This is a genomic window from Streptomyces sp. NPDC051578 (assembly GCF_044454045.1).
Taxonomy (GTDB): domain Bacteria; phylum Actinomycetota; class Actinomycetes; order Streptomycetales; family Streptomycetaceae; genus Streptomyces.
The window spans coordinates 451,323-475,223 of sequence record NZ_JBITDH010000004.1; the positions used below are offsets into that span (position 1 = coordinate 451,323).

A 23,901-nucleotide genomic window follows, 5' to 3' on the forward strand; every position below is an offset into this window, starting at 1 on the left:
GGTGCGCGCCGGCACCGGTGCGTGTCGGTGCCGGGCCCCCGGAGCCGGGTCGTCGGTCGTTGTCAGTGGCTACGGCCACAATGTGGACAGGGAATGTGAACAGGGCCGGACAGTCACCCGGGTAGGCACGCGAACACGAACACGCACGCACGGCCGGGGACGGCACGGCACGGACGAGGAAGGGCGGTGGGCGGGATGCCCGTATGGGACGACCTGGTGGGCCAGGATCGAGTGCAGGCGCAGCTCGCCGCCGCAGCCCGTGATGCGGACGCCCTGGTCACGGCCGTCTCGGACGGAGTGCCGCCCCCGGCCGCGTCCAAGATGACCCACGCCTGGCTGTTCACGGGGCCGCCCGGCTCCGGCCGGTCCACTGCCGCCCGCGCCTTCGCGGCCGCCCTCCAGTGCACCAGCCCCGACCGCGCCCTCGGGGGAGAGCCGGGCTGCGGCTTCTGCGAGGGCTGCCACACCACCCTCGTCGGGACGCACGCCGATGTGGAGATCGTCCGCACCGATCTGCTGTCCATCGGTGTGAAGGAGACCCGGGACCTGGTCCGCCGGGCCCAGCTCTCGCCCGCTGTCGGGCGCTGGCAGGTCATCGTCCTGGAGGATGCCGACCGGCTCACCGAAGGCGCGGGCAACGTGCTGCTCAAGGCCGTGGAGGAGCCCGCTCCGCGGACGGTGTGGCTGCTGTGCGCGCCCTCCCTGGAGGACGTGCTGCCCACCATCCGCTCGCGCTGCCGGCACCTGACGCTGCGTACGCCGCCGGTCGCCGCCGTCGCCGATGTGCTGGTGCGGCGCGACGGCATCGAACCCGCCGTCGCCGCTGCCGCCGCCCGGGCGACCCAGGGCCACATCGGCCGGGCCCGCCGGCTGGCGACCGACGAGGCCGCCAGGTCGCGCCGCGCCACCGTGCTGCGGCTCCCGCTGCGCGTGGACGATGTGGGCGGCTGCCTGAAAGCCGCCCAGGAGCTCGTCGACGCCGCCGCCGAGGACGCCAAGCAGGTCGCGGAGGAGGTCGACACCAAGGAGACCGAGGAGCTGCGGGCCGCGCTCGGCGCCGGGGCGGGCGCGGGCAGCCGGATGCCGCGCGGTACGGCGGGCGTGATGAAGGAGCTGGAGGACCGGCAGAAGCGCCGTCGTACCCGGACCCAGCGCGACAGCCTCGACCTGGCACTGATCGACCTCACCGGCTTCTACCGGGACGTGCTGGCCCTCCAGCTCGGCTCTGACCTGGCCATCGCGAACGAGGAGATACGGGCGGACCTGGAGCGGATCGCCCGCGCCTCGGGCCCCGAGCGGACCCTGCGGCGGATCGAGGCGATCATCGCGTGCCGCGACGCCCTCGACCGGAACGTGGCCCCGCTCCTCGCGGTGGAGGCCATGACGATGGCGCTGCGGGCGGGCTGAGCACGCCCTCCGTTGACGTGTTCACCCGTACGAGGGGTCCGGCGCTGCCGTCCCGGCGAGTCCCCTTCCCCCTGCGGGGCCGGGCGCTGGGCGGCCTGCGGGTGGGCGCCGTGGCCGTCGCGGCGCCGTCCGGGGTGACCGGCAGGTCGTAGGCTCGCCGCATGGACACCAGCCGCCTGCTGCGTACGACCGGAACCGTGATCGCAGCTGCCGGGCTGCTGCTCTCCGGGTGCACCTCCGGTGGACTGGGGGAGCCCCGGGCCTCCGCGTCCCCGGCCGCGCCGGGCACCGTACCGGCGGCGCTGCGTCCGTACTACGAGCAGAAGCTGAGCTGGCGCGAGTGCGGTGTGCCCGGCTTCCAGTGCGCGACGATGAAGGCCCCCCTGGACTACGCGGACCCGGGAACTCCCGGCTCGGCCCAGGCGATCGACGTGGCGGTGGCCCGGCGGGTGGCGACGGGCCCCGGTAAGCGGCTGGGCTCCCTGGTGGTCAACCCGGGCGGGCCCGGGGGGTCGGGGATCGGGTACCTCCAGGCGTACGCGGGCATCGGCTACCCGGCAGCGGTCCGCGCCCAGTACGACATGGTGTCCTTCGACCCGCGCGGGGTGGACCGCAGCACGCCCGTCGAGTGCCTGTCCGGCCCGGCGATGGACAAGTACACCCAGGTGGACCAGACGCCCGACGACAAGGCCGAGCAGGCGGCGCTGGTGGCGGCGTTCAAGGAGTTCGCGGCGGGCTGCGAGACGCACTCGCGGCGGATCCTGCCGCACGTCGGGACCGTGGACGCGGCGCGGGACATGGACATGCTGCGTGCGGTGCTGGGCGACGAGAAGCTCACGTACGTCGGCGCCTCGTACGGCACCTTCCTCGGCGCGACGTACGCGAACCTCTTCCCCGGCCGTGTGGGCCGGCTCGTCCTGGACGGTGCGATGGACCCCTCCCGGTCCGCGCTGGAGATGAACCGGGACCAGACGGAGGGCTTCGAGACGGCCTTCCGCTCCTTCGCCAAAGACTGCGCGAAGCAGCCCGGCTGCCCGCTCGGCAAGGGCTCACCGGTTGCGGTGGCGCAGCGGCTGGAGGAGTTCTTCCGCAAGGTGGACGCCCAGCCCCTGCCCACGGGCGACGCGGCCCGGCCGCTCGGCGAGTCCCTGGCGACGACCGGGGTGATCGCTGCGCTGTACGACGAGAGCGCCTGGCCGCAGCTGCGCGAGGCGCTCACGTCGGCGCTGGGCGGCGACGGCTCGGGCCTGCTGGCCCTCGCCGACAGCTACTACGAGCGGGAGCCGGACGGCAAGTACGCGAACCTGATGTTCGCGAACGCCGCCGTGAACTGCCTGGACCAGCCCCCGGCCTTCACCGGGCCGGCGGCGGTCGAGGCCGCACTGCCGTCCTTCGAGAAGGCCTCGCCGGTCTTCGGGGCCGGGCTGGCCTGGGCCTCGCTGAACTGCGCGTACTGGCCGGTCCAGGCCACCGGCGCCGCGGGCCGGCTGACGGCGAAGGGCGCCGCGCCGATCGTGGTCGTCGGCACCACGCGCGACCCGGCGACCCCGTACAAGTGGGCCAAGGGCCTCGCCGACCAGCTCGACTCGGGCACCCTGCTGACCTACGACGGCGACGGCCACACCGCGTACGGGCGCGGCAGCGACTGCGTCGACACGGCGATCAACCGCTACCTCCTGGACGGCACCCCGCCACCCCCGGCCAAGCGCTGCTGACCCCCGCCACCCCCGTCCGCACAACCCGGTTCGGGGCACCCCGTTCAACCCTGTAGACTTGGCGCCGCTGCTGATGAGAGCACCTCTCCGGGGGAATTCTTGTCGATCCAGCGGTGCCGCCTTAGCTCAGTTGGCCAGAGCAACGCACTCGTAATGCGTAGGTCTCGGGTTCGAATCCCGAAGGCGGCTCTGTGGAAGCCCCAGGACTCACTCGCCGTGACCTGGGGCTTTTGCTATGTCCGGCGGGGCCCCGGGTGGGGCGCCCGCCGGGGTGGGGGGTCAGGAGGTGCGGGCGCGCTGGGTGGTCACGATGCAGGTGAGGACGATGGCCGCTGTGAGGGGGACGGCCCAGGTGATGTGTTCGCCGAGCAGGAGTACCGCCCACACCAGCGTCAGCAGGGGCTGGGCCAGCTGGAGCTGGCTGGCGCGCGCCACGCCGATGAGGCCCATGCCCTTGTACCAGACGACGAAGCCGCCGAACTGCGAGATACCGGCGATGTAGGCCATGCCGACCACGGCCTTCGCGGTGAGGTGGACGGGCTCGTGGGGGAGGGCCCACAGGGCCACGGCGAGGTTGACGGGGGCGGCGAGGACCACGCCCCAGGCGATGACGCGCCAGCCCGGCATGCGGGCGGAGAGCCGGCCGCCCTGGGCGTAGCCGGCCGCGCAGACCAGCAGGGCGCCGAAGAGGTAGAGGTCCGCGACGGTCGGCCGGCCGTGGTTCTGCGAGAGCGTGTAGACGATGACGGTCGCCGCACCGACGCCGGCCGCGGCCCAGAAGACCTTCGACGGGCTGCGCCGGGTGAGGACGGCGGAGAACACGGCCGTGGCCATCGGCAGGGCGCCGATCACGACCGCCGAGTTGGCGGTGGACGAGGTCTGCAGGGCGAGCGTGGTCAGGAGGGGGAAGCCGACGGCGCAGCCGCCCGCGACGACGGCGAGTGCGGGCCAGTCCCCGCGGGCCGGCAGCGGCGCCCGGGTCAGTAGGAGCGCGGCGGCGGCGATGAGCGCGGCCAGCACACCGCGGACGCCGATGGCGCTCCACGGCCCGAACCCGTCCAGCGCCCACATCGTTCCGGGGAAGCTGAAGGAGAAGCTGAGCACTCCGAGCGCCGCGTAGAGGGTGCCGCTGGAGACCGCGGGGGTGGTGAGGGGGGCGAGGGAACCCTGTTGAGCCGTCATGACTGTCCGTTCGTGCGGTTGCGGGAGATTTCTTCGAGCCGTACTGCGATGACCTGCGCGAATCGCCTGGCGGAGGGTTCCGAGAACGACATGCTGAACGAAGGCTCGCAAAGCTCCAGTTCGAGGACCAGGGGTTTCGCGTCGGCGTCGCGGATGAGGTCGACGCGGCCGTAGAGCAGCGGTTCCGTCAGCTGGAGGTGTGCGGCCGCGGCGCCCAGCGCGGCGGATGCGACCGCGCGTTCGTCCTCGGCGGCGTCCCGCGCGGTGCGGGCGTCCTGGGTCGGTTCGTCGACGGTGCCGTCCGCCAGGAGCAGAGCGCGCTTGCGGATGGCGTGGCTGTACACCCCGTCGAAGTGGATGAGGTCGGTTTCGCCGTGGTGGTCGACGGAGTCCAGGTAGGGCTGCAGGATGACGTGGCGGTCCTGGTCGAGCAGCTTGGCGACGTACGCGGCCGCCTCGGCCCGCGACGACCGGGGGAAGCGTTGCACGTCCTTGGAGTAGGCGCCGACGGTCGGCTTGACCACGATCTCCCGGGCCTGCTCGTGCCGGGCGAGGAAGGTGCGTACGGCGGCGGCGGCGTCCGCGCCGGGGGCCACGAAGCCGCTGGGCACGACCGGGACGCCGGCCGCGGCCAGATCGGCCAGGTAGTGCTTGTCGAGGTTCCAGCGCACCACCGGCAGTGGGTTGAACAGGTACGTCACGTCGGTGACGTACTCGCACCAGTCCAGGAACTGCGGAAGGCTTTCCACGTAGCTCCACGGGGAGCGGAGCAGGACGGCGTCGAAGCGGTCCCATTCGATGTCCGGATCGCGCCAGGAACATATCTCGGCTCTGATGCCCTCTTCCCGGCAGGCGTCGAGCAGCAGCGGCATGTCGTAGTCGATGGCAATGCTGGTCTCGTCGGTGACCAATGCCAGATGGTTGCCCATCGGGTGAACTCCAATTCGGGGGAGGAGGGGAGGGCCGGGCGGCTACCAGGGGACGGTTTCTCCGCTGTGCGTGTAGGTGCCGGTGGGGCCGTCGTCGCCGAGCAGCGCCATCGTGACGCTGGTCCTGGCTCCGTCCGCGACGTCGAGATCACCCGCGCCGTCATTCATCGCGGTCCGGGTGTAACCCGGGTGCACGGCGTTCACCTTGACCGGGGTTCCGCGCAGTTCGTAGGCGAGGTGGACGGTCCACGAATTGACCGCGCTCTTGGAGGCGCTGTAGGCCGGGAGCGATTTGAACATGGGGCTGTACGCGTACGACCGGGGGTCGCTGTGCCTGGTCAGCGAGCCGAGCAGACTGGACACGTTGACGATGCGTCCCGCCGGTGACCTGGCGAGCAGCGGGAGGAAGGCCCGGGTCACCTCGACGACGCCGAACAGGTTGGTGTCGAAGGTCTCGCGCCACTGCCGCATCGGCTGCTCGGACGGCTGCCTGCCGTACTCCTCGATCCGGATGCCGGCGTTGTTGACCAGGATGTCGAGGCGGCCGTGGTTGCGGTCGACCTCGCAGGCGGCGGCCCGGATGCTGCGCGGGTCCGTGACGTCGAGTACGAGGGGGTCGGCGGCGAGGCCGTCGGCGCGCAGCTTCTCCGCGGCTTCGGTGACCGCTTCGCGGTCGCGGCCCGCGAGCAGCACCCGGATGCCGGTGGCGGCGAGCTGACGTGCGGTCTCGAAGCCGATGCCCCGGTTGGCGCCGGTGACCAGGGCGATTCCGGACGAGGGATCGGGCGTGGGATCGGTCACGGAGCCGGGTACGGGGCCGGGTACGGGGTCGGGCATGCGGTTCTCCAAAAGTGGGGGGCGGCGGCTAGAGAAGGGTGAGGAACTTCGCGACGGGTGCGCCGAAACGGGCGGTGTCGATGAGGAAGGCGTCATGCCCCTCGGGCGAGTCCATCGCCACGAATTCGACGTCCGTTCCGCCGGCGCAAAGGCCGTCGGCGATCTGTCGCTGCTGGCGGAGCGGGAACAGGATGTCGGTTTCGACACCGATGACCAGGGCCTTTTCCAGAGGGATGCGGGAGAGGGCCTCGTCGGTGGTGCCGCCGCAGGATTCGCCGAGGTCGAACCGGTCCATGCAGCGGCTGAGGCAGAGGTAGCTGTTGGGGTCGAAACGGTGCGCGAAGCGCCGGGCGTGGCGCTCCAGGTACTCCTCCACCTGGAATTCACGGCCGAACGGCCCGGTGTCCGTACGGTCCTGCGGCGCGATGCGTGCGCGGTCGAACCGGGCGTCCCATTCCCGGGCCGACCGGTACGTCAGCATCCCCAGCTTCCGCGCGGTGAACATGCCGCGCCTCGGGTAGCTCTCGTCGTCGTACCGGCCCCCGTTCCAGTGCGGGTCGCACCGGATCGCCTCGCGTTGCAGGGAGCGGATCGCTATCGAGAACGGCAGCGAACGGGCCGCACCGCAGACGTTGATGTGGCCGCGGGCCAGGCCCGGGTGGCGCGCCAGCAGGGACAGGGCGCTCATGCCGCCCATGGACGTGCCGATCACGCACGCCAACCGGTCGACGCCCAGGGCGCGCACCGTGTGGGCCGCGGAGTCGGCGATGTCCTCCATCGACAGTTCGGGGAAGCCGGGACCGTAGGGGCGGCCCGTGCCGGGGTCGATCGAGGCGGGCCCGGTGGAGCCCTTGCAACTGCCCAGGGAGTTCAGGCAGATCACGTACCAGCGATCGGTGTCGACGGGTTTTCCGGGTCCGACCATGGCTTCCCACCAGCCGGGGTCGGTGTCCGCGGGGTGGGAGGCGGCGTGGGCGTCGGGCGAGAGACCGGTGAGGATCAGGACCGCGTTGTCGCGTTCCGGGGACAGCCGTCCGAAGGTCTCGTACGCGATGCGCGCGCCGCTCAGCGTGCCGCCCCGGTGCATGGAGAACGACGCGGGGAGGTCGGCGAAACGGGCCGCGGGGGGGATGAATTCCCTCATGTGTCTGGTTCCTGCCAGGTGATGGTGTGCCGCGAGCGAGGGAGCCGTCTGCCGGGTCAGGCCCCGCCGTCACCGCTCTCCAGGGAGGCGAGCCACTCGTCGTCCGATCCCTCGGGCATGCCTTCCATGAGGAAGGTGGAGAGGTAGCGCTCACCGGTGTCCGGGAGCATCGCGAGGAGCACCGAGCCCGCGGGCGCGGTCTCGGCGACGCGCAGTGCGGTCGCCAGGGTGGCGCCGGCCGAGATGCCGGTGAAGATGCCTTCCTCGGCGGCGAGCCTGCGCGCGGTGTCCCGCCCTTCCACCTCGTCCACCGTGACCAGTTCGTCGATGACGCTGGCGTCGAGCACGCCCGGTACGAAGTTGGGTGCCCAGCCCTGGATCCGGTGGACGTTCCACTCCTGCCCGGCGAGCACGGCGGCGTTGTCCGGTTCGGCGGCGACGATGCGCACCTCGGGGCGGGCGGCCTTGAGCATCTGTCCGACGCCGGTGAGGGTGCCGCTGGTGCCGAAGCCGGTGACGAAGTAGTCGAGCCGCTTGCCCGCGAAGTCGGCGAGGATCTCCGAGGCGGTGGTCTCGCGGTGGTACGCGGGGTTCGCCGGGTTGTCGAACTGGTTGGCCCGGAACCAGCCGTGCTTCTCGGCGAGTTCGTCGGCGATCCGGTTGCCGCCGCTGCTGCCCAGGTGGCCCGGGAAGAGCAGCACCTTGCCGCCGTAGGCCCGGATCAGCTTGCGCCGCTCGGCGGAGTACGTGTCGCCCATGACCGCGACGAAGCGGTAGCCGCGGGCCGCGGCCACCATCGCGAGGGCGATCCCGACGTTCCCGGAGGTGCACTCCACGATGGTGTCGCCGGGCTTGAGCTGCCCCTTCGCCTCGGCGTCGAGGACCACGGAGAGCGCCAGACGGTCCTTCACCGAGCCGCCGGGATTGAAGGACTCCACCTTCACGTAGACCGTGGCGTGTGCGGGGGACATGCGGTTCAGCCTGACGATGGGGGTGCGGCCGATGGTGTCGAGGATGCTGTCGTGGAGGGGCATCGGGGGTACTCCTTGGGCGGGTGGAGTCAGCGGTGCTGACGCGGTGGGGCGAAGGGCGATGGGCGATGGGCGAAGGGCGGGGCGGGGCGGGGAGCCGGGAGCCCCGGGGCCGGGGGCCGGGGGCCGGGGCGGGTCCGCGGGGCCCGGCGGCCGGGGATTGCGGCGGCCGGACGCGCGCGGTGTGTTCTCGCAGAAGGTGCGGGGCAGGAGGTGCGGGCCCCTGTCAGGCCGGGGCGTTCTCGAAGGCCGGGGCGACCATGGCGAGGATGGTTTCGACCGCCTGATCGCTGAGCTCGTCGTCCAGCGGGGCGTTGAACTCGGCCAGTTCGACCCCACGGAGCTGCTGCGGCGGGATCGCGTCGAAGATGGCCCGGATCTGCTCGGGGAGCAGGCCGTCGGGCACCGTGTAGTCGGCCGGTACGTGTCCCGGTTCGAGCACGTCCCAGTCGATGTGCACCCACACCGGGGAGTCCCCGACGGCGTCCAGGATGTTCTCGGCGGTGGTCTGCGCCGGGGGGATGACCCGGACGCCGTGCTTCGCGATCAGCTCGCCCTCGGCCTCGTCGATGTCGCGGGCCCCGACCAGAACCGCCTTCGCGGGGCGCAGGCCCGAGCCGTGGCCGCTGTCCCAGAGCCCGCACGCACCGGAGAGGACCATGCCGCCCAGGTACCCGGTGCCGGTCGTCTCCGGCGTGTTGAAGTCGCCGTGCCCGTCGATGTAGAGCACTACGGCGTCCGGGTGCTCCCGGGCCACGACCGGCAGGGTGGCGAGGCTCGCCGAGCAGGTGTTGGAGATCATGACCGTCCGGTTGCCGCTCGCGATGCTCTCGCTGACGGCCCGGCGCAGACCGGTCAGGGTCTCGCCGGCCTGCGGGAGGCTGACGGTCCAGTCGTCATCGGCCGGCGGCGCGGGCTCCCCGATGAACCGGCCGGTGAGTCCGTAGCGGCTCTCCAGGGCCCGCGCGATGCGGGCGGCGCCCTCGATCATGCGCGGTTCCCGGTCGGCGACGCGTCCCTGGGAAACGATGAGGTCGATCATTTTCAGGATTTCCTGTCCGTTTCGATTTCCGTCTGGGGCTTGAATGGGCACGTGCCGCTTTGTTCGGTGTTTTCGTCGATGAGTCCGTACTGGAACCATTCGAGTGCGCCGACGCCGTACGAGCCCAATTGCGGCGAATGCCGGATGCCGTCGTAACTGTGGATGCGCTTGCGTATGTTCGCGCGGACCTGCCGACCGCTCGGGGTCTCACCCGCGAACACGTCGAACCGTTCCCGCGGGTTGATGACGAGGGCGAAATTCCCGCCGAGGTTCCTGCTGCGCCGGTTGCGGTGGGCGGGACTGCTCATATTGCAGAACAACGGCATTCCGTTGAAGCACATGGACCACGATGCGGAATCCGGGTCGAGCGCGACGTCGGACGGCCATGGAGCGGGATCGAGGTGGTGCAGTTCCTGTAGTACCCGCCAGCCGAAGGAGTGGTAGTCCTCGACGGTGTGCGCGGTCGCGGCGTGGGCCGAGAACGTCACGACCAGCGGATACGCGGTGTCCAGTCGGCCGTCCCAGGACCGGGACAGCTCGACGTACTCGGTGAGGGCCTCGGCCAGGTGCCGCATGCCGTCGCGGTCGGCGCTCTCCACGAAGACGAACCTCAGGAGACCCTTCCGGAACGCGTTCCGCGAGAAGACGCACGGGAAGTCCGGATCGTCGAGGCGTGATGCGATGTCTTCGAAGACGGCTCTGTGCCATCCCTCCCCGCATTCGAGGACTTGCGTCTGGGAGGTCAGTTTCGTGGTCTGTCGCGACCTGTCCACCTGAACATCCATTTCTACGGGGTCCCTGCCGTTTCGCATGAGGGGGTGAGAGGGTCGGCGCTCCTTTTCCGGGCCATTCCGCCGACTCGGGGAATATCGCGGAGGCGAAGACTCCGGTTCGGGTGCCATTCGTATCCCCGCCGCGAAGTCCGGATCGACGTCACCGGACTGCGGCGTTCCTCATCGTGCCCGACGAATTCCGGGCATCTCAACGCATTGCCACCAAGGGCTCAGTGGGGGTGTACACCGCGTACGCCGATGGTTGTATGGCGATGCGCCGAAGGCCATTCCTAGGCTGCGGCCGTGATCAATTCAGCTGGCTACCTGAGCGTTCCCGTCACGGCTCGCATTCCGGGTCTCCGATGGCGTACCGCGGCGAATGCGGCACGTCTGTGCTGGGCAGAGGCACGCCCTTCGGTACAGCTGGTCTTCCTGCTGAGGTTCGTCGTGGGGACGGTGTCCGCCGCCGGGCTGCCGCAGGTCACGGGCCGGACCGTGCTCGGCCTGGCGGCCTGGTGGTGCGCCGTGGCCTGCGCGTACCTGCTCAACGGTGTGACGGACGTACGGGAGGACCGGGCGAACAGCTCCCGGCGCCCGATTGCCCGGGGCGACCTGCCGGTCCCCACCGCGGCGGCCGTCACGGCCCTGCTGGCCGCTGCGGCGCTGGTGCTCGCAGGGGCGGCCGGGGCAGGGGTGTTCGGCTGGGTGGTGGGGTTCCTGCTGCTCGGCTGGGCGTACTCGGCCCCGCCGGTGCGGGCGAAGCAGTCGAGCGTGCTCTGCGCGGTGGTGGTGTTCGGCCTGGGCGCGACCTCGTACGCGGCCGGCGTCGCGGCGTCCGGGTCCGGATGGACGGCGACGGGCGGGGTGTTCGGCTGCGTGATGGCGGCCTGGATGGCCCTGGTCGGCTCCCTGGTCAAGGACCTGGGGGACGTCGGCGGGGACGCGGCGGGGGGTCGGCGTACGGTGGCGGTCATCCACGGCGAGGCGGCGGCGCGGGCGTTGGCCGTGGCGGGCGCGGTGCTGGTCGGCGCGGCCGGGACGGCGGCGGCTGCCTTGTGGGCGCCGCTCGCTCTGGTGGGGGTGGTGCCGGTCGCGGTCGGGGCGGTGTGGGTCGTCGACCGGGTGGTGCGCGATGCCCGGCGGGAAAGCGCCGATCGGACGCAACGCAGGGGTGCCTACAGGGCGTTCATGGTCACGCAGTACGCCGCGAACCTGCTCGTACTGGGCGCCTTCGCCGCGGGGTGAGCGGCGGTGGGCGGTGGTGAGCGGCGGTGGGCGGCGAGGAACGAGATGAGCGGCGGTCGGGGGGGTGGGGTCAACCCTGTACGGGGAAGGCCTTGTTGGGTGCCTGGACCCGGGAGCTGGCACCGAGCTTGCGGTACGCGTTGTGCAGGTGCCGTTTGACGGTCGCCTCGCTGATCTCGAACCGGCGACCGATGAGGCGGTTCGTCAGGCCCGCCCGGACCGCCTCCAGGATCTGCCGCTCCCGCAGCGTCAGCAGGTCGAGTGCCTGCGCGTCCCCGGAGTCCACCGGAGTTGAGGTCCCTGGTTCCGGCGCTTCGGCCGCGGCCGGCCGCTGGGCTTCCTCGTACCCCCGGATCCCCTGGTAAAGGCGGCTCCCGGCAGCGGCCCGGAACGCGGTGCTCACCGTCTGGGCCGCCGCGTGCCGCTGCTCGGCCGGCACCAGCTCGACGGCCTGCGCGACCGCGACCTGCATCGCCTGCCACAGCACCTCGGCCGCGCGCACCGACTCGGAAACCGGAACCTGCTGGACGACGCGGTGGGCCCCCAGCAACCGGGAGTACTCCCGCACCCCCGGCAGCTCCGCGTGCTCGCCGCCCTCAAGCGTCTGCGCGCACTCGGCCACGATGTTCTGCGCCTGGTGGCGGCACTGCCGCCAGATGTCCTCGCGGGACACCAGTGGGCTGCCGAGTCTTCCCAGTGCCGCCCAGTACGCCTCGATGATCTCCGGTGTGGCTGCACGGAGCTGCTGAGCAGCCGCCTGATGACCCACTGGTGTCTCCTTCCGGCCACGAAGCGTCGTGGCCGCCCGGTCCCGGGCGACGCTCTCCGTGTGATGGCGTGGGCAAGCTAACATCCGAGCGGTGTGCCCGAAAGGGAAGATCCAATTGGTGGGATCAGGGGTCACTGCACGTAGTCGTTGCTGGCCGAGGGCCCAGGTGTGGGCCGGCGGCACGTACCCCGAACTCGCCCCGCCGCAGCTCTGTTGGGCCTCGTCGGAGCGGGGTGCGGCCGCTGTTCCGCGCGGGCCCGGGAGCGGCCGTCGCGGCGCCTGGGTGGCTGGTTCCGGTCGCCGCGTCGGGGGATGTGGGGCTAGCTTGGGTTGGTGGTGCTCGGGGGTCTCGTGGTAGGAGGCCTGGCATGACGAAACGGTGGCGCGGTGCGGCGGTCGGAGCGGCCGCGGTGGGGCTCGTGGTGGTTCCGCTCGGCGTGAGCGCCGGGTACGCCTGGGACACGGCCGCCACTTCCGCGTCCGTGACCCGTAGCGCGGAACAGCGCCCGGCCACTGCCGCCCGGCCTGCCGCCCCTTCGTCGCAGCCCTCGCCTTCGGCTTCCGACGAGTTCGCACAACTGACCCCCGCCGTGGCGCGGCAGTTGGACGCGGCCATCCAGAAGGTGATGAAGGAAGCCCAGGTCCCCGGGGTGATCGTCTCCCTGTCGGCACCCGGCAAGGGCACCTACGAGCGGGCCTTCGGCGTGGCCGCCAAGGCGACCGGTGCGCCGATGACACCGGATCTGAACATGCGGATCGGCAGCGAGACCAAGACGTTCACGGTGACCGCCCTGCTCAAGCTGGTCGACGCGGGCAAGGTCAGGCTCGACGACCACATCGGCAGGTACGTATCCGGAGTCCCCAACGGGGACCGGATCACCCTGCGCCAGCTCGCCGAGATGCGCAGCGGTCTCTTCAACTACTCCGAGGACCCGGGCTTCTTCAAGGCCCTGACCACCAACCCCAGGCGTCCGTTCACCCCGCGGGAACTGCTGGGATACTCCTTCAAACACCCGGTGCTGTTCGCGCCAGGCGCCACATTCTCTTACTGCAACACCAACCTGATCCTGCTCGGACTGGTGGTGGAGAAGGCCAGCGGGGACAAGCTCGCCGACTACATCCAGCACAACGTGATCGAACCCGCAGGGCTGCACCACACGCTCTTCCCCACCGGCGCGGAGTTCCCGAAGCCGCACGCCCAGGGCTACACGAACCAGACCGCCTCCGGTAAGACGGAGGACGCGGCGGACTGGAACCCCTCCTGGGGCTGGGCCGCCGGAGCGATGATCTCCGACCGCGATGACCTGCGGACGTGGGCCAAGGTGCTGGCCACCGGCACACTGCTGACGCCGTCGACCCAGGCCCAGCGGCTCAAGGTCCTGAACGCGGGCGACATCCCGGACGCCGGCTACGGACTCGGCATCTTCAATGTCGAAGGCTGGATCGGACACAACGGTTCGCTGCCCGGCTACGAGTCCCTGACCGTCTACCTGCCCGGACCGCAGGCCACGCTGGTGGTACTGCTCAATACGGACATCACGCACCAAGGTGCGGAGCCCAGCACCCTGTTCGGTCAGGCGATCACCAAGACGGTGACTCCCGAGCACGTCTTCGACCTGCCCGCCCAGTCGGTGACCGGCCACTGAGGGCTGAGCCGACCGCCGGATGAGCAGTCGGGTTTCACGTGAAACATCCGCGCGGGGCCATCGCGTCAAGGGGATGACAGAGACGCGAGGGGGAGGGAATGCGACAAGGTCGCAGAGACGGGTTCCGTGAGTTCGCGTCAGGAAGATCGGGTCCGCTGTACCGGTCGGCGTGCCTGCTCGCGAGCGGGGACACCCACCTCGCGGAGGACCTGGTCCAGGAAACCCTGGGCCGGATGTACGTGTTGTGGGGACGGGTGTCCCGTATCGACAATCCCGCCGCCTACGCGCAGACCGTGCTGGTACGGACGTTCCTCACCCACCGGCGCCGCCGTTCCGCGGGGGAGCGCCCGATCGGGGAGTTCCCGGAGACAGGCGGTCCGGGGGCCGACGGCGCAGACCCGGCGCTGCGGTTGACGCTGCTGGAAGCCCTGGGGCAACTCGCGCCCAAGGACCGGGCGGTGCTGGTGCTGCGGTATTGGGAAGACCGCAGCGTCGAGGAGACCGCCGACGCCATGAACGTCAGCTCGGCGGCCGTACGAACCCGCTCCACACGGGCGTTGGCCCGGCTCCGCGCGCAGCTGGGCGGCTCGCTGTCGGAGTTCGCGCAGCTGTGAAATCCGTGGCCCTGTGCCAGCCCGCACCCGACAGCGACAGTCCCGCGGTCCCCGGTTCGAGATCCGCTTCCCCTGGACGGAAGGTTTGACGCGCCATGCCCTTTGAAGACGAGCTCGGTGAAGCCCTGCGGCGTGCGGGCGACGGTTTCACCGCCGACAGGCAGGCCCTCGTGGAGGCCGGCGAGCGGCGCGGCCGACGGCTCGTGGCCCGCCGACGGGCCGTGGCCGGGACATCCGTGCTCGTGCTGGCCGTGATCGGCACGGGCGGTGCCTATACCGGCGGGCTGCTGGACCCGACCGGGGGCGGTGAGGCAGCCCATCTCGCGCAGGCCCCGGCGACCCCGCCACCCGGCGCCGGAGCCGTCACCGCCGCGCAGATGGTCGCCCTCTTCAAGAGCCTGCTGCCGAACGGCAGGCTCTCGCAGACGGTGGCCGACGGCAACATCAGCACCGCCCCGATGGTGCGCGGGGTGTTCGACGACGGCAACGGCGCGGCACTGGTCGGCATCAAACTGACGCGTATCGACCCGGACAGCGAGAGCGCCAAGGCTCACGGCACGTGCCCGGCCAAGGCAGACGGGAACTTCGACAGCTGCGCCGCCGAACAGCTCCCGGACGGATCGCGGCTCACGCTCGTCCAGGAGACCTGGCAGCCTGAGGGGGGCGGTCCGGTCAAGGAGTGGCGGGCCACGCGGATCACACCGCAGGGCTACCTCGTGGAGGCGGAAGAGAGCAACGGCCCGGGCGGGGAGAAGCCCGCCGCCACGAGACCCGCGCCGCCGCTGGCCATGGAGCAGTTGAGGGCGCTCGCCGTGTCACCGCTGTGGCACCCGGCGCTGGCGGACCTCAAGCCGAACGAGGAACCCGGCGGTGCGGGCGCCCCGGACAGCGGACCGAACGCCGCCCTGCGGGCCCTGGAGGACCTGGTGCGCGGGTACGGCATCCCGACGGTCGGGAAGAGCGGCGGGGGCAACGGCGCCGACGTCGTGCTCGACGACGGGAAGGGCCGGTCGATGATCCAGCTGGCCTACCAGGTCATCGAGGACTACCCGGGCGGTCGGGGCAGACAGCAGCTCACCGACCACTACCGGGCCGAGAGCGACGCGGGGCGCGGGACGCTCACCACGACACCGGACGGCGCCGAGGTGCTGACCGGCCAGCACCCGCGCGAAGCCGGCGGGTCGGGTGTCGTCGAGTGGAACGTGGACGTGCTGCGTCCCAACGGGCTGCGGCTGATCGTCAGGGGGTACAACGCGGGAGACCCACACGAGCCCGCGACGCGCCCCGCGCCCGCGCTGACGATGGAGCAGCTCACGGCTATCGCGACGGACGGCCGCTGGTCGCAGCTGCCGAAGTAGGGCGCCGCCCGGGCAGGTCACTTCGCGTCGGCGTAGCACTCCACGACGGCCGTGCTGAACGGGAACCGGACCGGGGTGTCGCCGAAGGTGATCCGGCCCGCCCGGTCACCGGCCGCGCGGATGGCCTCTACGACGGCCCCGGCCTCCTCCGCCGGACAGTGCACGATCACCTCGTCGTGCTGGAAGAAGACCAGCTCGGCGCGGAGCCCGGCGGCGGCGATGTCCTGCCGCAGGGCGGCGAGCATCAGCAGCGCCCAGTCGGCGGCGCTGCCCTGCACCACGAAGTTGCGGGTGAAGCGGCCGCGGGCGCGGGTATTGGTCGATGCGTAGCCCGGGGTCCAGCCACCGGCCTCCCGGTCCTGCGGGATGCCGGCCTCGCCGTCGTCTTCCTCGGCGGAGCCGGCGGGCGGCGGGCAGGTCCGTCCGAGCCAGGTGCGCACCAGCCGGCCCTCTTCACCCGCCTTGGCGGCGTCGTCCACGTAGGCCACGGCCCGGGGGAACCGGCGGCGGAGCGCGGCCAGGTTCTTGAGGCCGTCACCGGAGGTCTGTCCGTAGACCGCGCCGAGCACGGCCAGCTTGGCCTTGTCCCGGTCACCGGAGAACCCCTGGCGGGAGATGGAGGTGTAGAGGTCCTCGGGGCGGCCGGCCACCTCCATGAAGGCCGGGTCGCGGGAGATCGCGGCGAGCACCCGGGGCTCCATCTGGTCGGCGTCGGCCACGACGAGCCGCCAGCCGGGGTCGGCGACGACGGCCCGGCGGATCACCTTCGGGATCTGCAGGGCGCCTCCCCCATTGGTGACCCAGCGGCCCGTCAGGGTGCCGCCGGGGATGAACTCCGGGCGGAAGCGGCCGTCGTGGACCCAGTCCCCGAGCCAGGACCAGCCGTGGGCGGTGTAGATCCGGTACAGCTTCTTGAACTCGATGAGCGGGGCCACCGCCGGGTGGTCGACGCCCTGGATCTCCCAGCGCCGGGTGGACCTGAGCTTGATCCCGGCCTCGGCGAAGGCCTTGACGACATCGGCGGGCAGCTCGGGGTGCACGCGCCGGCCGAACGCGGTGGAGATCCGGTCGGCCAGCTCCGCGAGGCGCCGGGGCGCACCGCCGCCCGCGTAGCGCTCGCCGAGCAGCTCGGTGAGCAGGGCCCGGTGTACGTCGGCCCGCCAGGGCAGGCCGGCCCGGTGCATCTCGGCGGCGACGAGGAACGCGGCGGACTCGGCGGCGGTGAGCAGGCGCGTGCGGTCGGGGTGGGCGGTGGCTTCGTGCCGCTGCGCCTGGTCGGCGTGGACGGCGATGAGCGCGTCCAGCGGCACCGGGGCGGGGCGCGGATCGAAGAGGGAGTCCTGCGTCCCGGGCTCGGCGGCGCGCACCGGCGGGTCGGACGGGACCGGCAGTCCGCTCAGCCGGGCCCAGGCGGCCGCGGCCGAGCGGGGTTCGCCGAACCTGCCCTCGTGGCGCAGGAGCAGCAGCTCGGCGTCCTCGACGTCGTAGCACCGCTCGACCCGCACCCCGGCGGCGAGCAGGCGGGGGTAGACGGCGGCGGTCGACTGCCAGACCCAGCGCGTGCCTTCGGGTGCCGCGCGCACCGCCTCGGCGGGCTCCCGTACGCGCAGCGGCGCCGCCCCGGCGGGGGCCAGGGGCGCGGCGTGCCACCAGCCGTCGCCGTCCTCGGCGAGGGCCCACCGGCCGGCGTGCTCGTTCATGGGTGCGAGTGTCCCACCGGGCGCTGACAGCGCCCGGCCGCCGGCCCGGACGGCCACGGGGACCGGGCCCCGGCCCCGATCGCCCGGCGGCTCGGGCGGGGTGGCGGGTACGGTCGGGCCTCGGCCCTGGCCCCGCCCCGTGCCTCGCCCTCGCATCCCTGGCCCCGCCCCGGCCCCCGGGCATCGAACGCCCGCCGGGCTGGCCCGGCCCCCGCCCGCCGGGGTGGGCGGGGTGGCTCGGGGCGTGGGGGGCGGGGGAGGGCGTGACAAGCTGAGGGGTGTGAAGGACATCGTCGACCGCGCCTGCGAAGCCGCCCTCTACGCCCAGGACGACGGCGCGCTGGACACCGGTGCCTCGCTGCTCGCCGCCGATCCCGCCCGTTGGAGCGGAGCCGCGGCGGAGCTGCTGGCGCGCGGGGAGACGTACGTACGGCAGGCCTGGGAGCGCGGCTGGCGGCCGGCCGACGTGCTCCGGCTGGTCCGCCGGGACCTGGACGAGCGGCACGCCCGGATCACCGCCGACCTCGTCGCGGCCGAGGCGCGGCGCTACGCGCGGCTGCCGGAGCGGTGGACGGACGCCGAGGCGTGGTGGCAGCAGGACGCCCGCTACGGCGACCAGCTGGCGCAGCGCGAGAAGACGGACCGGTTCACGCTGGCGACGGCGGTCCTGGAGGTGTTCCGGCTGCTGATCCGGCTGCCGTCGATCGAACCGGTGGGGCCGCTGCCCGGCGACCCGTCCGACCTCGGCGAGCACGCGCACATCGAGCCGCGGATGCTCGGGCGGATCCGCGCGCTGCTCGCGAAGGCCGAGGCGACCACCTACCCGGAAGAGGCCGAGGCGCTGAGCGCGAAGGCGCAGGAGCTGATGGCCCGGCACACGGTCGACGAGGCGCTGCTCGCGGCCGGGAGCGCGGGGCCGGCCCGGACGCCCGGTGCCTGCCGGATCGGCGTCGAGCCGCCGTACGAGGAGGCCAAGGCCGTGCTGCTCGACGCGGTGGCCACGGCCAACCGGTGCCGGGCGGTGTGGAACAGCGGCTTCTTCTTCTCGACGGTGGTCGGCTTCGAGAGCGACCTGGAGGCGGTGGAACTGCTGTACACCTCGCTGCTCGTGCAGGGCACGGCGGCGATGACCCGCGCGGAGGCGGCGCAGCGCTCGGGCGGGCGCAAGCGCACGAAGACCTTCCGGCAGTCGTTCCTCCTCGCCTACGCCAGCCGCCTCGGACACCGCCTGGCGCAGACGGCGGAGCACACGGCGTCCGAAACCCCGGCGCACCTGCCCGCGCTGGTGGCCCGGGACGTCGCCGTCACCTCCCGGGCGCAGGAGATGTTCCCCCGCACCACGACCACCCGCCTGCGCGGCGCCACCGACCACGCGGGCTGGGAGGACGGCACGGCGGCCGCCGACCGCGCCCACATGCCGGGCCGGCGCCACCCCCTCCCGGGCTGAGGCACAGCGAGCTCCGACGCGCGGCAGGCGGCTCGTCACCAGTGCTCGTTCGGCGGCCTTCCCGTCGCTGTCAGCGAAGATCGTAAGCCTCGGCCTGTCCGGGCCAATGGACGCTCTGGTGGGGGCCGACGGGGACGAGGCGCCCGGCACGGTGCCTCGTACACGAGCCGGCGCTGACCGGTGATCCGATGCGTCGCTTCACCGGGCGCCGAGCGGCGCCGGCCCGGCATGCGGTTTCGACTTCGAGGGAAAGACGGTAGCGGCCGTGGCATCCGCCTGCCGCCCCGCGCTCAGGAGACCTTTCGGACCGGTTCTACTCCGGTCTGGATCAGGAACTCGGTGAGTACTCGGGCGAGTCGTTCGGGCTGGTCCTCGGGGATGAGGGTGGACGAGTCGGCGATCTCGACCAGCCGGCCCTGCGGGTACAGCTCGGCCAGCCGGGGACCGTGCTCACGCGGCATCAAGCGGTCCTCGGTCGCCCAGACGACCAATACCGGGCGGTCGAAGTCACGCAGTCGCTCGCTCCACGCGAGCAAGGTACTGCGTTCGGGTGCCCCTGTGGCGAATTTGGTGAAGTCCCTGCGGATGGCCCGGCTGCGGGTGGCGGGAGCGAACCAGTCGTCCATGATCTCGTCCGGGACTCCCCGCAGGCTCATCCCGCCGTATCCGCCCCGGCTGTGACGGAAGGCGGGAACGCGCATGAGCCGCGTCAGGAACCAGACGCCACCGGGAATCCTGCACACCTGCGCCATGGCTCTGGCCGGCCCCGGGGGAAAGTTGTCGAAGGCCTCGCAGGCAACCAGCACCAGGCGTGCGATGCGCTGGTCCCGCCCTTCCGACACCAGGAACTGGCCACCGCCCCAGTCGTTCAGTACGAGGGTCACCTGGTCCAGACCGAGTCCCTCGATGAACTCGCCGAGGAGCCGGGCGACACCGCGCTGGGACAGGTCGGCATTCGCCTTCATCGGCTGACGGTGCCCGCCCGGGGGCAGTGTGGGCAGGACGCAGCGGTATCCGTCCAGCAGCGGGACGACCTTGCGCCCTTGGGTCACACGCGAGCCAGGATCCAGGGTGCCGCCGCGGTGCTGTTCCGCCGACTCGGCTACTCGGCCACCGGCCTGAAGCGGATCGCCGCAGAGGCGGACGCACCGTTCGGCTCGATCTACCACTTCTTCCCCGGCGGCAAGCAGCAACTGGCCGAGGACATGATCCGGACGTCCGGGACCGAGTACGGCCGAATGGTCCTGGCTCTACTGGACAGCGTGCCGGATCCGGCGGAGTCCCTCGTGCGCGCGTTCGAAGCGGCCGCAGACGACCTTGCAGCGGCCGACTACGCCGACGCGTGCCCGATCGGGACCGTGGCCTTGGAGGTCGCGAGCAGCAATGAGGTGCTGCGGATCGCGACGGCGGAGGTCTTCGAGGAGTGGATCGGCATGGCGACGCGGTGGTTCGGCCGCTGGGTGGCCGATCCGAGGACGGCGCAGTCCCTCGCGTACTCGATGGTCGTGATGCTGGAGGGGGCTTTCATGCTCAGCCGGGCTGCACGCGATCCGGAACCGCTGCGGGTGGCCGGCCGATCGATGGCCACCTTGTTGCGCACAGCCCTCTCTCCGGCCGGCGAGAACTGATCCCGAACACCGGCCAAGACAGCCCGAGCGCCGCACAGGTTCACGCCCCGCAGCACGCACCCACCGTCGGGTGACAACAGGCCTGCCTGGTGACCGCCATCGTGCGTCCGCTCGGCGGCGCGGCGCACGACAGCGGTCCGGGGCAGGGCGGCGGGCGGCCGTTACGCTCGGGCCCATGGGCTGGCTTCGGGCGTTGAAGGACACCGCCCGGGGCGGGATGAAGGTGGAGCGGGCGCGGTTGCAGCCGCTCGTCGCCCTGCGGGCCGCCGTCGGGCTGGCGATCGTGATCGGCGCCGGGCTGGCCCTCCTCGGCCCGGGGGCGGCCGCGAGTTCCGCCTTCGGGGCCTTCACGGCCGCCGTCGCCACCTTCCAGCAGAGCTGGCGCCCGCGCCCCGCGCTGGCCCTCGTCTCCGGGCTGACCCTGGCCGTGTCCACGTTCGTCGGCTACCTCGTCGGCTCCCGCGACACCCTCGCGTTCCTGGCCCTGCTCGCGGCCTGGACCTTCCTCGCCGGCCTGCTCTGGGCGGCCGGTCCCACCGCCGGGATCATCGCCTCCGGCAACGTCGCGATCATGCTGGTCACCGTCACCCTGCCGACCTCCGTCGCACAGGCTGCCGGCCACGCCGCGATGATCGCCGCCGGCGGTGTGGTGCAGGCGCTGCTCATCGTCCTCTTCCCGGTCCGCCGCTGGGGCGCCCAGCGCGACGCCCTCGCCGACGCGCTCGCCGCCGAGGCCGACTACGCCCGCCGGCTGCGCCAGGACCCCCTGGCCCCCTTCGATCCGCAGCCCCTGATGAAGGCGCGGGACGCCGCCACCGTCACCGTCCGCCAGGCCCGTCGGCGGCCCGCCGAGCTGCACGGGGCGCGGGGGCTCGCGGAGCGGATCCGGCCGGTGCTGGCCTCGCTGGCCGACCCGGCGGTCGGAGCCCCCGCCGAAGGGCCGGCGCGGGACCGGGTGTCCGAGCTGCTGGCCGCCGCCGGGGCGGTCCTGGACGCCGCCGCGCGGGCGATCCGGCACGGGGAACCGGTCCGGCTGCCCGCACCGTCTCTCGCGGTGCTGAAGGCGCCCGACCAGGGGGACCTCCTCCAGGGCGCGCCGCTGCGGGCCGCGCGCCGGCTGACGGCGCTGCTGGACGACGTACTGGAGACCGCCGAGCCCGGCGCCGGTCGGACCGCGGATCCCGGCGCCGCGATGCTGCGCCCCACACTGCCCGCACTGGTGCCGCTGGTGGTGAAGGCCGTACGGGGCGAACTGCGGTCCGGGTCACCGGTGCTGCGGCACGCCCTGCGGGTCACCGCCGTCGCCTGCGCGGGCTACGCCATCGGCCGGGCGCTGCCGTTCGGGCACGGCTACTGGGCGCCGATGGCCTCCGTCATGGTGATGCGGCCCGACTTCACCCAGACCTGGTCCCGGGCGGTCGCCCGCTTCGGCGGAACCCTCGTCGGGGTGTCCGTCGCCACCGCCGCCGTCCGGCTCGCACAGCCCGGGATGTACCTCTCCGGGCTCCTGGCCGTCCTCAGCGCGGGCCTGATGTACGCGCTGATGCGCACCGGTTACGCCGTCGCGCAGGCCTGCGTCTCGGCCTACGTGGTGTTCCTGCTCGGCATGGGCGGCCTGCGCTGGGACCAGACCGTGCCCGACCGGGTCGCCCTCACCCTGGTCGGCGGTGTCCTGGCGATGGCCGGGTACGCCCTCTACCCGGCCTGGGAGACGCCGCGGCTGCGCACCCGCCTCGCCGACTGGCTGGCGGCCGGCGGACGGTACGCGCACGCCGTGCTCACCCGGTACGCCGATCCGGGCGGCTCCCGGCCCGAGGACGTCAGGCGGGCGCTGCTCGCCACCCGCGACGCCCGGATCGCCTGGCAGGAGGCGCTCGGCCGGGCCGAAGGGGAACCGGTGCGCCACCGCGGGCTGTCCCGGGCGGCGGCGGACGGCGCGGCCGACGCGGTGGCCGCCCTGGGCCGGGCCGTGATGCTGCTGGAGGCGCACATCCCGGACCGCGTCCACGCCCCGGTCCCGGGCGCGGCCCGGCTGGCCGCGGCGGTGCGGGCGGACACCGGGGCCGGTGCGAAAGCGGTCCGGGAACGGCGGGCCCCGCAGTGGGGTGCCGTGCGGGCGGTTCTGGCCGATCCCGGCTGGGAAGCTCAGGACCCCGGGGTGCTGCGGGCGGCGGCCCGGCACGTGCTGGAGGCGCTGGAGGAGCTCTCGGAAGCGCTGCGTCCCTGATCAGCGGTGGTGCGGCGGAGGTGTACGGCAGTCCAGTGATCACAACGGCACCCTGCGTGCACGTGCATCTGCCCGTGCAGCACGCCATGAACAGAGCTATGATCCGGTGCAGTTGACATCTGCACTATCGGGGGCTTCCTGTGGACCACGCGTACAACGGGATGGCAGCTGCAGAACTCACTTCCTTGTTCGGACTGACGTGGCAGAAGAGCAGACACAGCAATTCGCAAGGCTCCTGTGTCGAGTTCGCCAAACTGCCGGGCGGCGACGTCGCGATGCGCAACTCGCGCTTCCCGGACGGCCCGGCGCTCATCTACACGCCCGCCGAGATAGTGGCGCTGCTGCTGGGCGTCAAGGACGGCGAGTTCGACCATCTGGTCATCTGAACCGCTGATCGAACCGGAGTCAGGCGCAGCGTTACTTCCAGCCATGCACGTGCACCGGCCGGGACTGATCGCAGAGATCAATCCCGGCCGGTACGCATGGGGACTGGCCGGTACCCGTCAGCCCGGGCCGGTCGCGCCGCCCGCTCGGTCGTGGAGCAGGAACAGCGCCCACACGACCTTGCCGGTCAGCCGCCCCGCGAGCGGGTGCCAGCCCCAGCTGTCGCTGTACGAGTCCACCAGGAACAGCCCGCGCCCGGACTCCAGGTCGAAGTTCTCCTCGGTCCGCTCCGGCGAGAACGCCCCGCCCGGCCGGTCCTCGCTGGGGTCCCGTACCGCGCACACCAGCCGGGTGCTCCACCGCATCAGGTGCAGCCGTACCGGGGCGTCCGGGTCGGGGGCCGCCCCCCGGGCATCGCCGGGCAGGGCGTGGCGCAGCGCGTTGGTGACGAGTTCCGAGACGACCAGTGACACGTCGTCGAAGCGCTGGTCGAGGCCCCACTGGGACAGCGTCGAACGGGTGAAGGAGCGCGCTCCGCGCACCGCTTCGAAGCGGGCGGGCAAGGCGCAGGAAGCGGACCCCGAGACGGCCGTGGGGTCGACCGGGGGCAACCCCTGCCGTAACGGCTCCAGCATGGTCGATCCATTCGTCCCCATGCGAGGCACTCCCGGGATTCGCGGACGGAGCGGCGTCTCCGGCCAGAAAGAACTGCGGGGTGGGTCCGGCGCCGGCGCGAAGTGCACGCAGGTGCGCGGGGACCATCGTTCCGAATGCCGAAGCCGGATGCAAGGGCAGATGCACGTGCACGCGCCGGACCTGTCCC

21 protein-coding genes and 1 tRNA gene are annotated in these 23,901 nt (G+C 72.4%); 11 read left to right on the top strand and 11 right to left on the bottom strand.

Features of this window, described 5'->3' with window-relative positions; translation table 11 throughout:
* Positions 1 to 195 precede the first annotated feature (195 nt).
* From ACIA6C_RS21190 to ACIA6C_RS21200, 3 genes are all read left to right on the top strand, one after another.
* Positions 196 to 1,407 (top strand): DNA polymerase III subunit delta', encoded by a 1,212-nt coding sequence (locus ACIA6C_RS21190; protein ID WP_361130124.1) that lies wholly within the window; start codon positions 196 to 198, stop codon positions 1,405 to 1,407.
* 161 nt (positions 1,408 to 1,568) lie between these two features.
* Positions 1,569 to 3,122, top strand: coding sequence for an alpha/beta hydrolase (locus tag ACIA6C_RS21195; protein WP_399277873.1), 1,554 nt, complete (start codon positions 1,569 to 1,571; stop codon positions 3,120 to 3,122).
* Positions 3,123 to 3,237: 115 nt separating this feature from the next.
* Positions 3,238 to 3,311: transfer RNA gene (locus ACIA6C_RS21200), tRNA-Thr, on the top strand.
* A 90-nt stretch (positions 3,312 to 3,401) separates the two neighbouring features.
* Here the strand turns inward: ACIA6C_RS21200 and ACIA6C_RS21205 are convergent.
* The 7 genes from ACIA6C_RS21205 to ACIA6C_RS21235 form a co-directional block, all read right to left on the bottom strand.
* Positions 3,402 to 4,304 (bottom strand): DMT family transporter, encoded by a 903-nt coding sequence (locus ACIA6C_RS21205; RefSeq protein WP_399277875.1) that lies wholly within the window; start codon positions 4,302 to 4,304, stop codon positions 3,402 to 3,404.
* A complete protein-coding gene (locus ACIA6C_RS21210; RefSeq protein WP_399277877.1) occupies positions 4,301 to 5,233 on the bottom strand; it encodes a RimK family alpha-L-glutamate ligase in 933 nt (310 codons plus the stop codon). Before ACIA6C_RS21210 ends, ACIA6C_RS21205 begins: the two co-directional genes overlap by 4 nt.
* A gap of 42 nt (positions 5,234 to 5,275) precedes the next feature.
* A complete protein-coding gene (locus ACIA6C_RS21215; protein WP_399277879.1) occupies positions 5,276 to 6,070 on the bottom strand; it encodes an SDR family oxidoreductase in 795 nt (264 codons plus the stop codon).
* Positions 6,071 to 6,098: 28 nt separating this feature from the next.
* Positions 6,099 to 7,214 (bottom strand): homoserine O-acetyltransferase, encoded by a 1,116-nt coding sequence (locus tag ACIA6C_RS21220; RefSeq protein ID WP_399277881.1) that lies wholly within the window; start codon positions 7,212 to 7,214, stop codon positions 6,099 to 6,101.
* 56 nt (positions 7,215 to 7,270) lie between these two features.
* A complete protein-coding gene (gene cysK / locus ACIA6C_RS21225) occupies positions 7,271 to 8,248 on the bottom strand; it encodes a cysteine synthase A (RefSeq protein ID WP_361130105.1) in 978 nt (325 codons plus the stop codon).
* Positions 8,249 to 8,471: 223 nt separating this feature from the next.
* Positions 8,472 to 9,287: an arginase family protein gene (locus ACIA6C_RS21230; protein WP_399277883.1), complete on the bottom strand. Its 816-nt coding sequence runs from the start codon at positions 9,285 to 9,287 to the stop codon at positions 8,472 to 8,474.
* A 2-nt stretch (positions 9,288 to 9,289) separates the two neighbouring features.
* Positions 9,290 to 10,189, bottom strand: coding sequence for a YqcI/YcgG family protein (locus tag ACIA6C_RS21235; RefSeq protein WP_399277885.1), 900 nt, complete (start codon positions 10,187 to 10,189; stop codon positions 9,290 to 9,292).
* Between the two features lie 318 nt (positions 10,190 to 10,507).
* Between ACIA6C_RS21235 and ACIA6C_RS21240 the strand changes: the two genes are divergently transcribed.
* Positions 10,508 to 11,305, top strand: coding sequence for a UbiA family prenyltransferase (locus tag ACIA6C_RS21240; RefSeq protein ID WP_399277887.1), 798 nt, complete (start codon positions 10,508 to 10,510; stop codon positions 11,303 to 11,305).
* 70 nt (positions 11,306 to 11,375) lie between these two features.
* Here ACIA6C_RS21240 and ACIA6C_RS21245 read toward each other — a convergent pair whose 3' ends face one another.
* Entirely contained in the window at positions 11,376 to 12,074 is a 699-nt protein-coding gene (locus tag ACIA6C_RS21245) for a response regulator transcription factor (RefSeq protein WP_399277889.1), read from the bottom strand.
* A gap of 368 nt (positions 12,075 to 12,442) precedes the next feature.
* Between ACIA6C_RS21245 and ACIA6C_RS21250 the strand changes: the two genes are divergently transcribed.
* The 3 genes from ACIA6C_RS21250 (at position 12,443) to ACIA6C_RS21260 (ending at position 15,692) form a co-directional block, all read left to right on the top strand.
* Positions 12,443 to 13,720, top strand: a complete 1,278-nt coding sequence (locus tag ACIA6C_RS21250; protein ID WP_399277891.1) for a serine hydrolase domain-containing protein — start codon at positions 12,443 to 12,445, stop codon at positions 13,718 to 13,720.
* A gap of 98 nt (positions 13,721 to 13,818) precedes the next feature.
* Entirely contained in the window at positions 13,819 to 14,334 is a 516-nt protein-coding gene (locus ACIA6C_RS21255; protein ID WP_399277893.1) for a SigE family RNA polymerase sigma factor, read from the top strand.
* Positions 14,335 to 14,429: 95 nt separating this feature from the next.
* Positions 14,430 to 15,692 carry a hypothetical protein gene (locus ACIA6C_RS21260; RefSeq protein WP_399277895.1) on the top strand — a complete coding sequence of 421 codons (1,263 nt, stop codon included), beginning with the start codon at positions 14,430 to 14,432 and terminating at the stop codon, positions 15,690 to 15,692.
* Between the two features lie 17 nt (positions 15,693 to 15,709).
* Here ACIA6C_RS21260 and ACIA6C_RS21265 read toward each other — a convergent pair whose 3' ends face one another.
* Complete coding sequence (locus ACIA6C_RS21265; RefSeq protein WP_399277897.1) at positions 15,710 to 17,392, bottom strand: bifunctional 3'-5' exonuclease/DNA polymerase; 1,683 nt, start codon at positions 17,390 to 17,392, stop codon at positions 15,710 to 15,712.
* Positions 17,393 to 17,672: 280 nt separating this feature from the next.
* Here ACIA6C_RS21265 and ACIA6C_RS21270 point away from each other — a divergent pair, with 280 nt between their 5' ends.
* A complete protein-coding gene (locus ACIA6C_RS21270) occupies positions 17,673 to 18,839 on the top strand; it encodes a DUF2786 domain-containing protein (RefSeq protein WP_399277899.1) in 1,167 nt (388 codons plus the stop codon).
* A 290-nt stretch (positions 18,840 to 19,129) separates the two neighbouring features.
* Here the strand turns inward: ACIA6C_RS21270 and ACIA6C_RS21275 are convergent, their stop codons facing one another.
* On the bottom strand, positions 19,130 to 19,891 hold the full coding sequence (locus ACIA6C_RS21275; RefSeq protein ID WP_399277901.1) for an alpha/beta fold hydrolase: 762 nt from the start codon (positions 19,889 to 19,891) through the stop codon (positions 19,130 to 19,132).
* On the opposite strand from ACIA6C_RS21275, the gene ACIA6C_RS21280 reads away from it, so the two are divergent.
* The 3 genes from ACIA6C_RS21280 (at position 19,883) to ACIA6C_RS21290 (ending at position 23,080) form a co-directional block, all read left to right on the top strand.
* Complete coding sequence (locus ACIA6C_RS21280) at positions 19,883 to 20,467, top strand: TetR/AcrR family transcriptional regulator (protein WP_399277903.1); 585 nt, start codon at positions 19,883 to 19,885, stop codon at positions 20,465 to 20,467. The two genes, ACIA6C_RS21275 and ACIA6C_RS21280, sit on opposite strands and share 9 nt — an antisense overlap.
* Before the next feature lie 175 nt (positions 20,468 to 20,642).
* Complete coding sequence (locus ACIA6C_RS21285; protein ID WP_399277905.1) at positions 20,643 to 22,694, top strand: FUSC family protein; 2,052 nt, start codon at positions 20,643 to 20,645, stop codon at positions 22,692 to 22,694.
* A gap of 140 nt (positions 22,695 to 22,834) precedes the next feature.
* Complete coding sequence (locus ACIA6C_RS21290) at positions 22,835 to 23,080, top strand: DUF397 domain-containing protein (RefSeq protein ID WP_190185982.1); 246 nt, start codon at positions 22,835 to 22,837, stop codon at positions 23,078 to 23,080.
* A 117-nt stretch (positions 23,081 to 23,197) separates the two neighbouring features.
* Here ACIA6C_RS21290 and ACIA6C_RS21295 read toward each other — a convergent pair whose 3' ends face one another.
* On the bottom strand, positions 23,198 to 23,734 hold the full coding sequence (locus ACIA6C_RS21295) for an ATP-binding protein (RefSeq protein WP_361130068.1): 537 nt from the start codon (positions 23,732 to 23,734) through the stop codon (positions 23,198 to 23,200).
* Positions 23,735 to 23,901: the final 167 nt, after the last annotated feature.

Bases quoted from the DNA above. Each gene is read 5' to 3' on its own strand.
- ACIA6C_RS21190 (WP_361130124.1), top strand. From the start codon at position 196: ATGCCCGTATGGGACGACCTGGTGGGCCAGGATCGAGTGCAGGCGCAG.
- ACIA6C_RS21195 (WP_399277873.1), top strand. From the start codon at position 1,569: ATGGACACCAGCCGCCTGCTGCGTACGACCGGAACCGTGATCGCAGCT.
- ACIA6C_RS21205 (WP_399277875.1), bottom strand. From the start codon at position 4,304: ATGACGGCTCAACAGGGTTCCCTCGCCCCCCTCACCACCCCCGCGGTC.
- ACIA6C_RS21210 (WP_399277877.1), bottom strand. From the start codon at position 5,233: ATGGGCAACCATCTGGCATTGGTCACCGACGAGACCAGCATTGCCATC.
- ACIA6C_RS21215 (WP_399277879.1), bottom strand. From the start codon at position 6,070: ATGCCCGACCCCGTACCCGGCCCCGTACCCGGCTCCGTGACCGATCCC.
- ACIA6C_RS21220 (WP_399277881.1), bottom strand. From the start codon at position 7,214: ATGAGGGAATTCATCCCCCCCGCGGCCCGTTTCGCCGACCTCCCCGCG.
- cysK (WP_361130105.1), bottom strand. From the start codon at position 8,248: ATGCCCCTCCACGACAGCATCCTCGACACCATCGGCCGCACCCCCATC.
- ACIA6C_RS21230 (WP_399277883.1), bottom strand. From the start codon at position 9,287: ATGATCGACCTCATCGTTTCCCAGGGACGCGTCGCCGACCGGGAACCG.
- ACIA6C_RS21235 (WP_399277885.1), bottom strand. From the start codon at position 10,189: ATGGCACCCGAACCGGAGTCTTCGCCTCCGCGATATTCCCCGAGTCGG.
- ACIA6C_RS21250 (WP_399277891.1), top strand. From the start codon at position 12,443: ATGACGAAACGGTGGCGCGGTGCGGCGGTCGGAGCGGCCGCGGTGGGG.
- ACIA6C_RS21255 (WP_399277893.1), top strand. From the start codon at position 13,819: ATGCGACAAGGTCGCAGAGACGGGTTCCGTGAGTTCGCGTCAGGAAGA.
- ACIA6C_RS21260 (WP_399277895.1), top strand. From the start codon at position 14,430: ATGCCCTTTGAAGACGAGCTCGGTGAAGCCCTGCGGCGTGCGGGCGAC.
- ACIA6C_RS21265 (WP_399277897.1), bottom strand. From the start codon at position 17,392: ATGAACGAGCACGCCGGCCGGTGGGCCCTCGCCGAGGACGGCGACGGC.
- ACIA6C_RS21285 (WP_399277905.1), top strand. From the start codon at position 20,643: ATGGGCTGGCTTCGGGCGTTGAAGGACACCGCCCGGGGCGGGATGAAG.
- ACIA6C_RS21295 (WP_361130068.1), bottom strand. From the start codon at position 23,734: ATGGGGACGAATGGATCGACCATGCTGGAGCCGTTACGGCAGGGGTTG.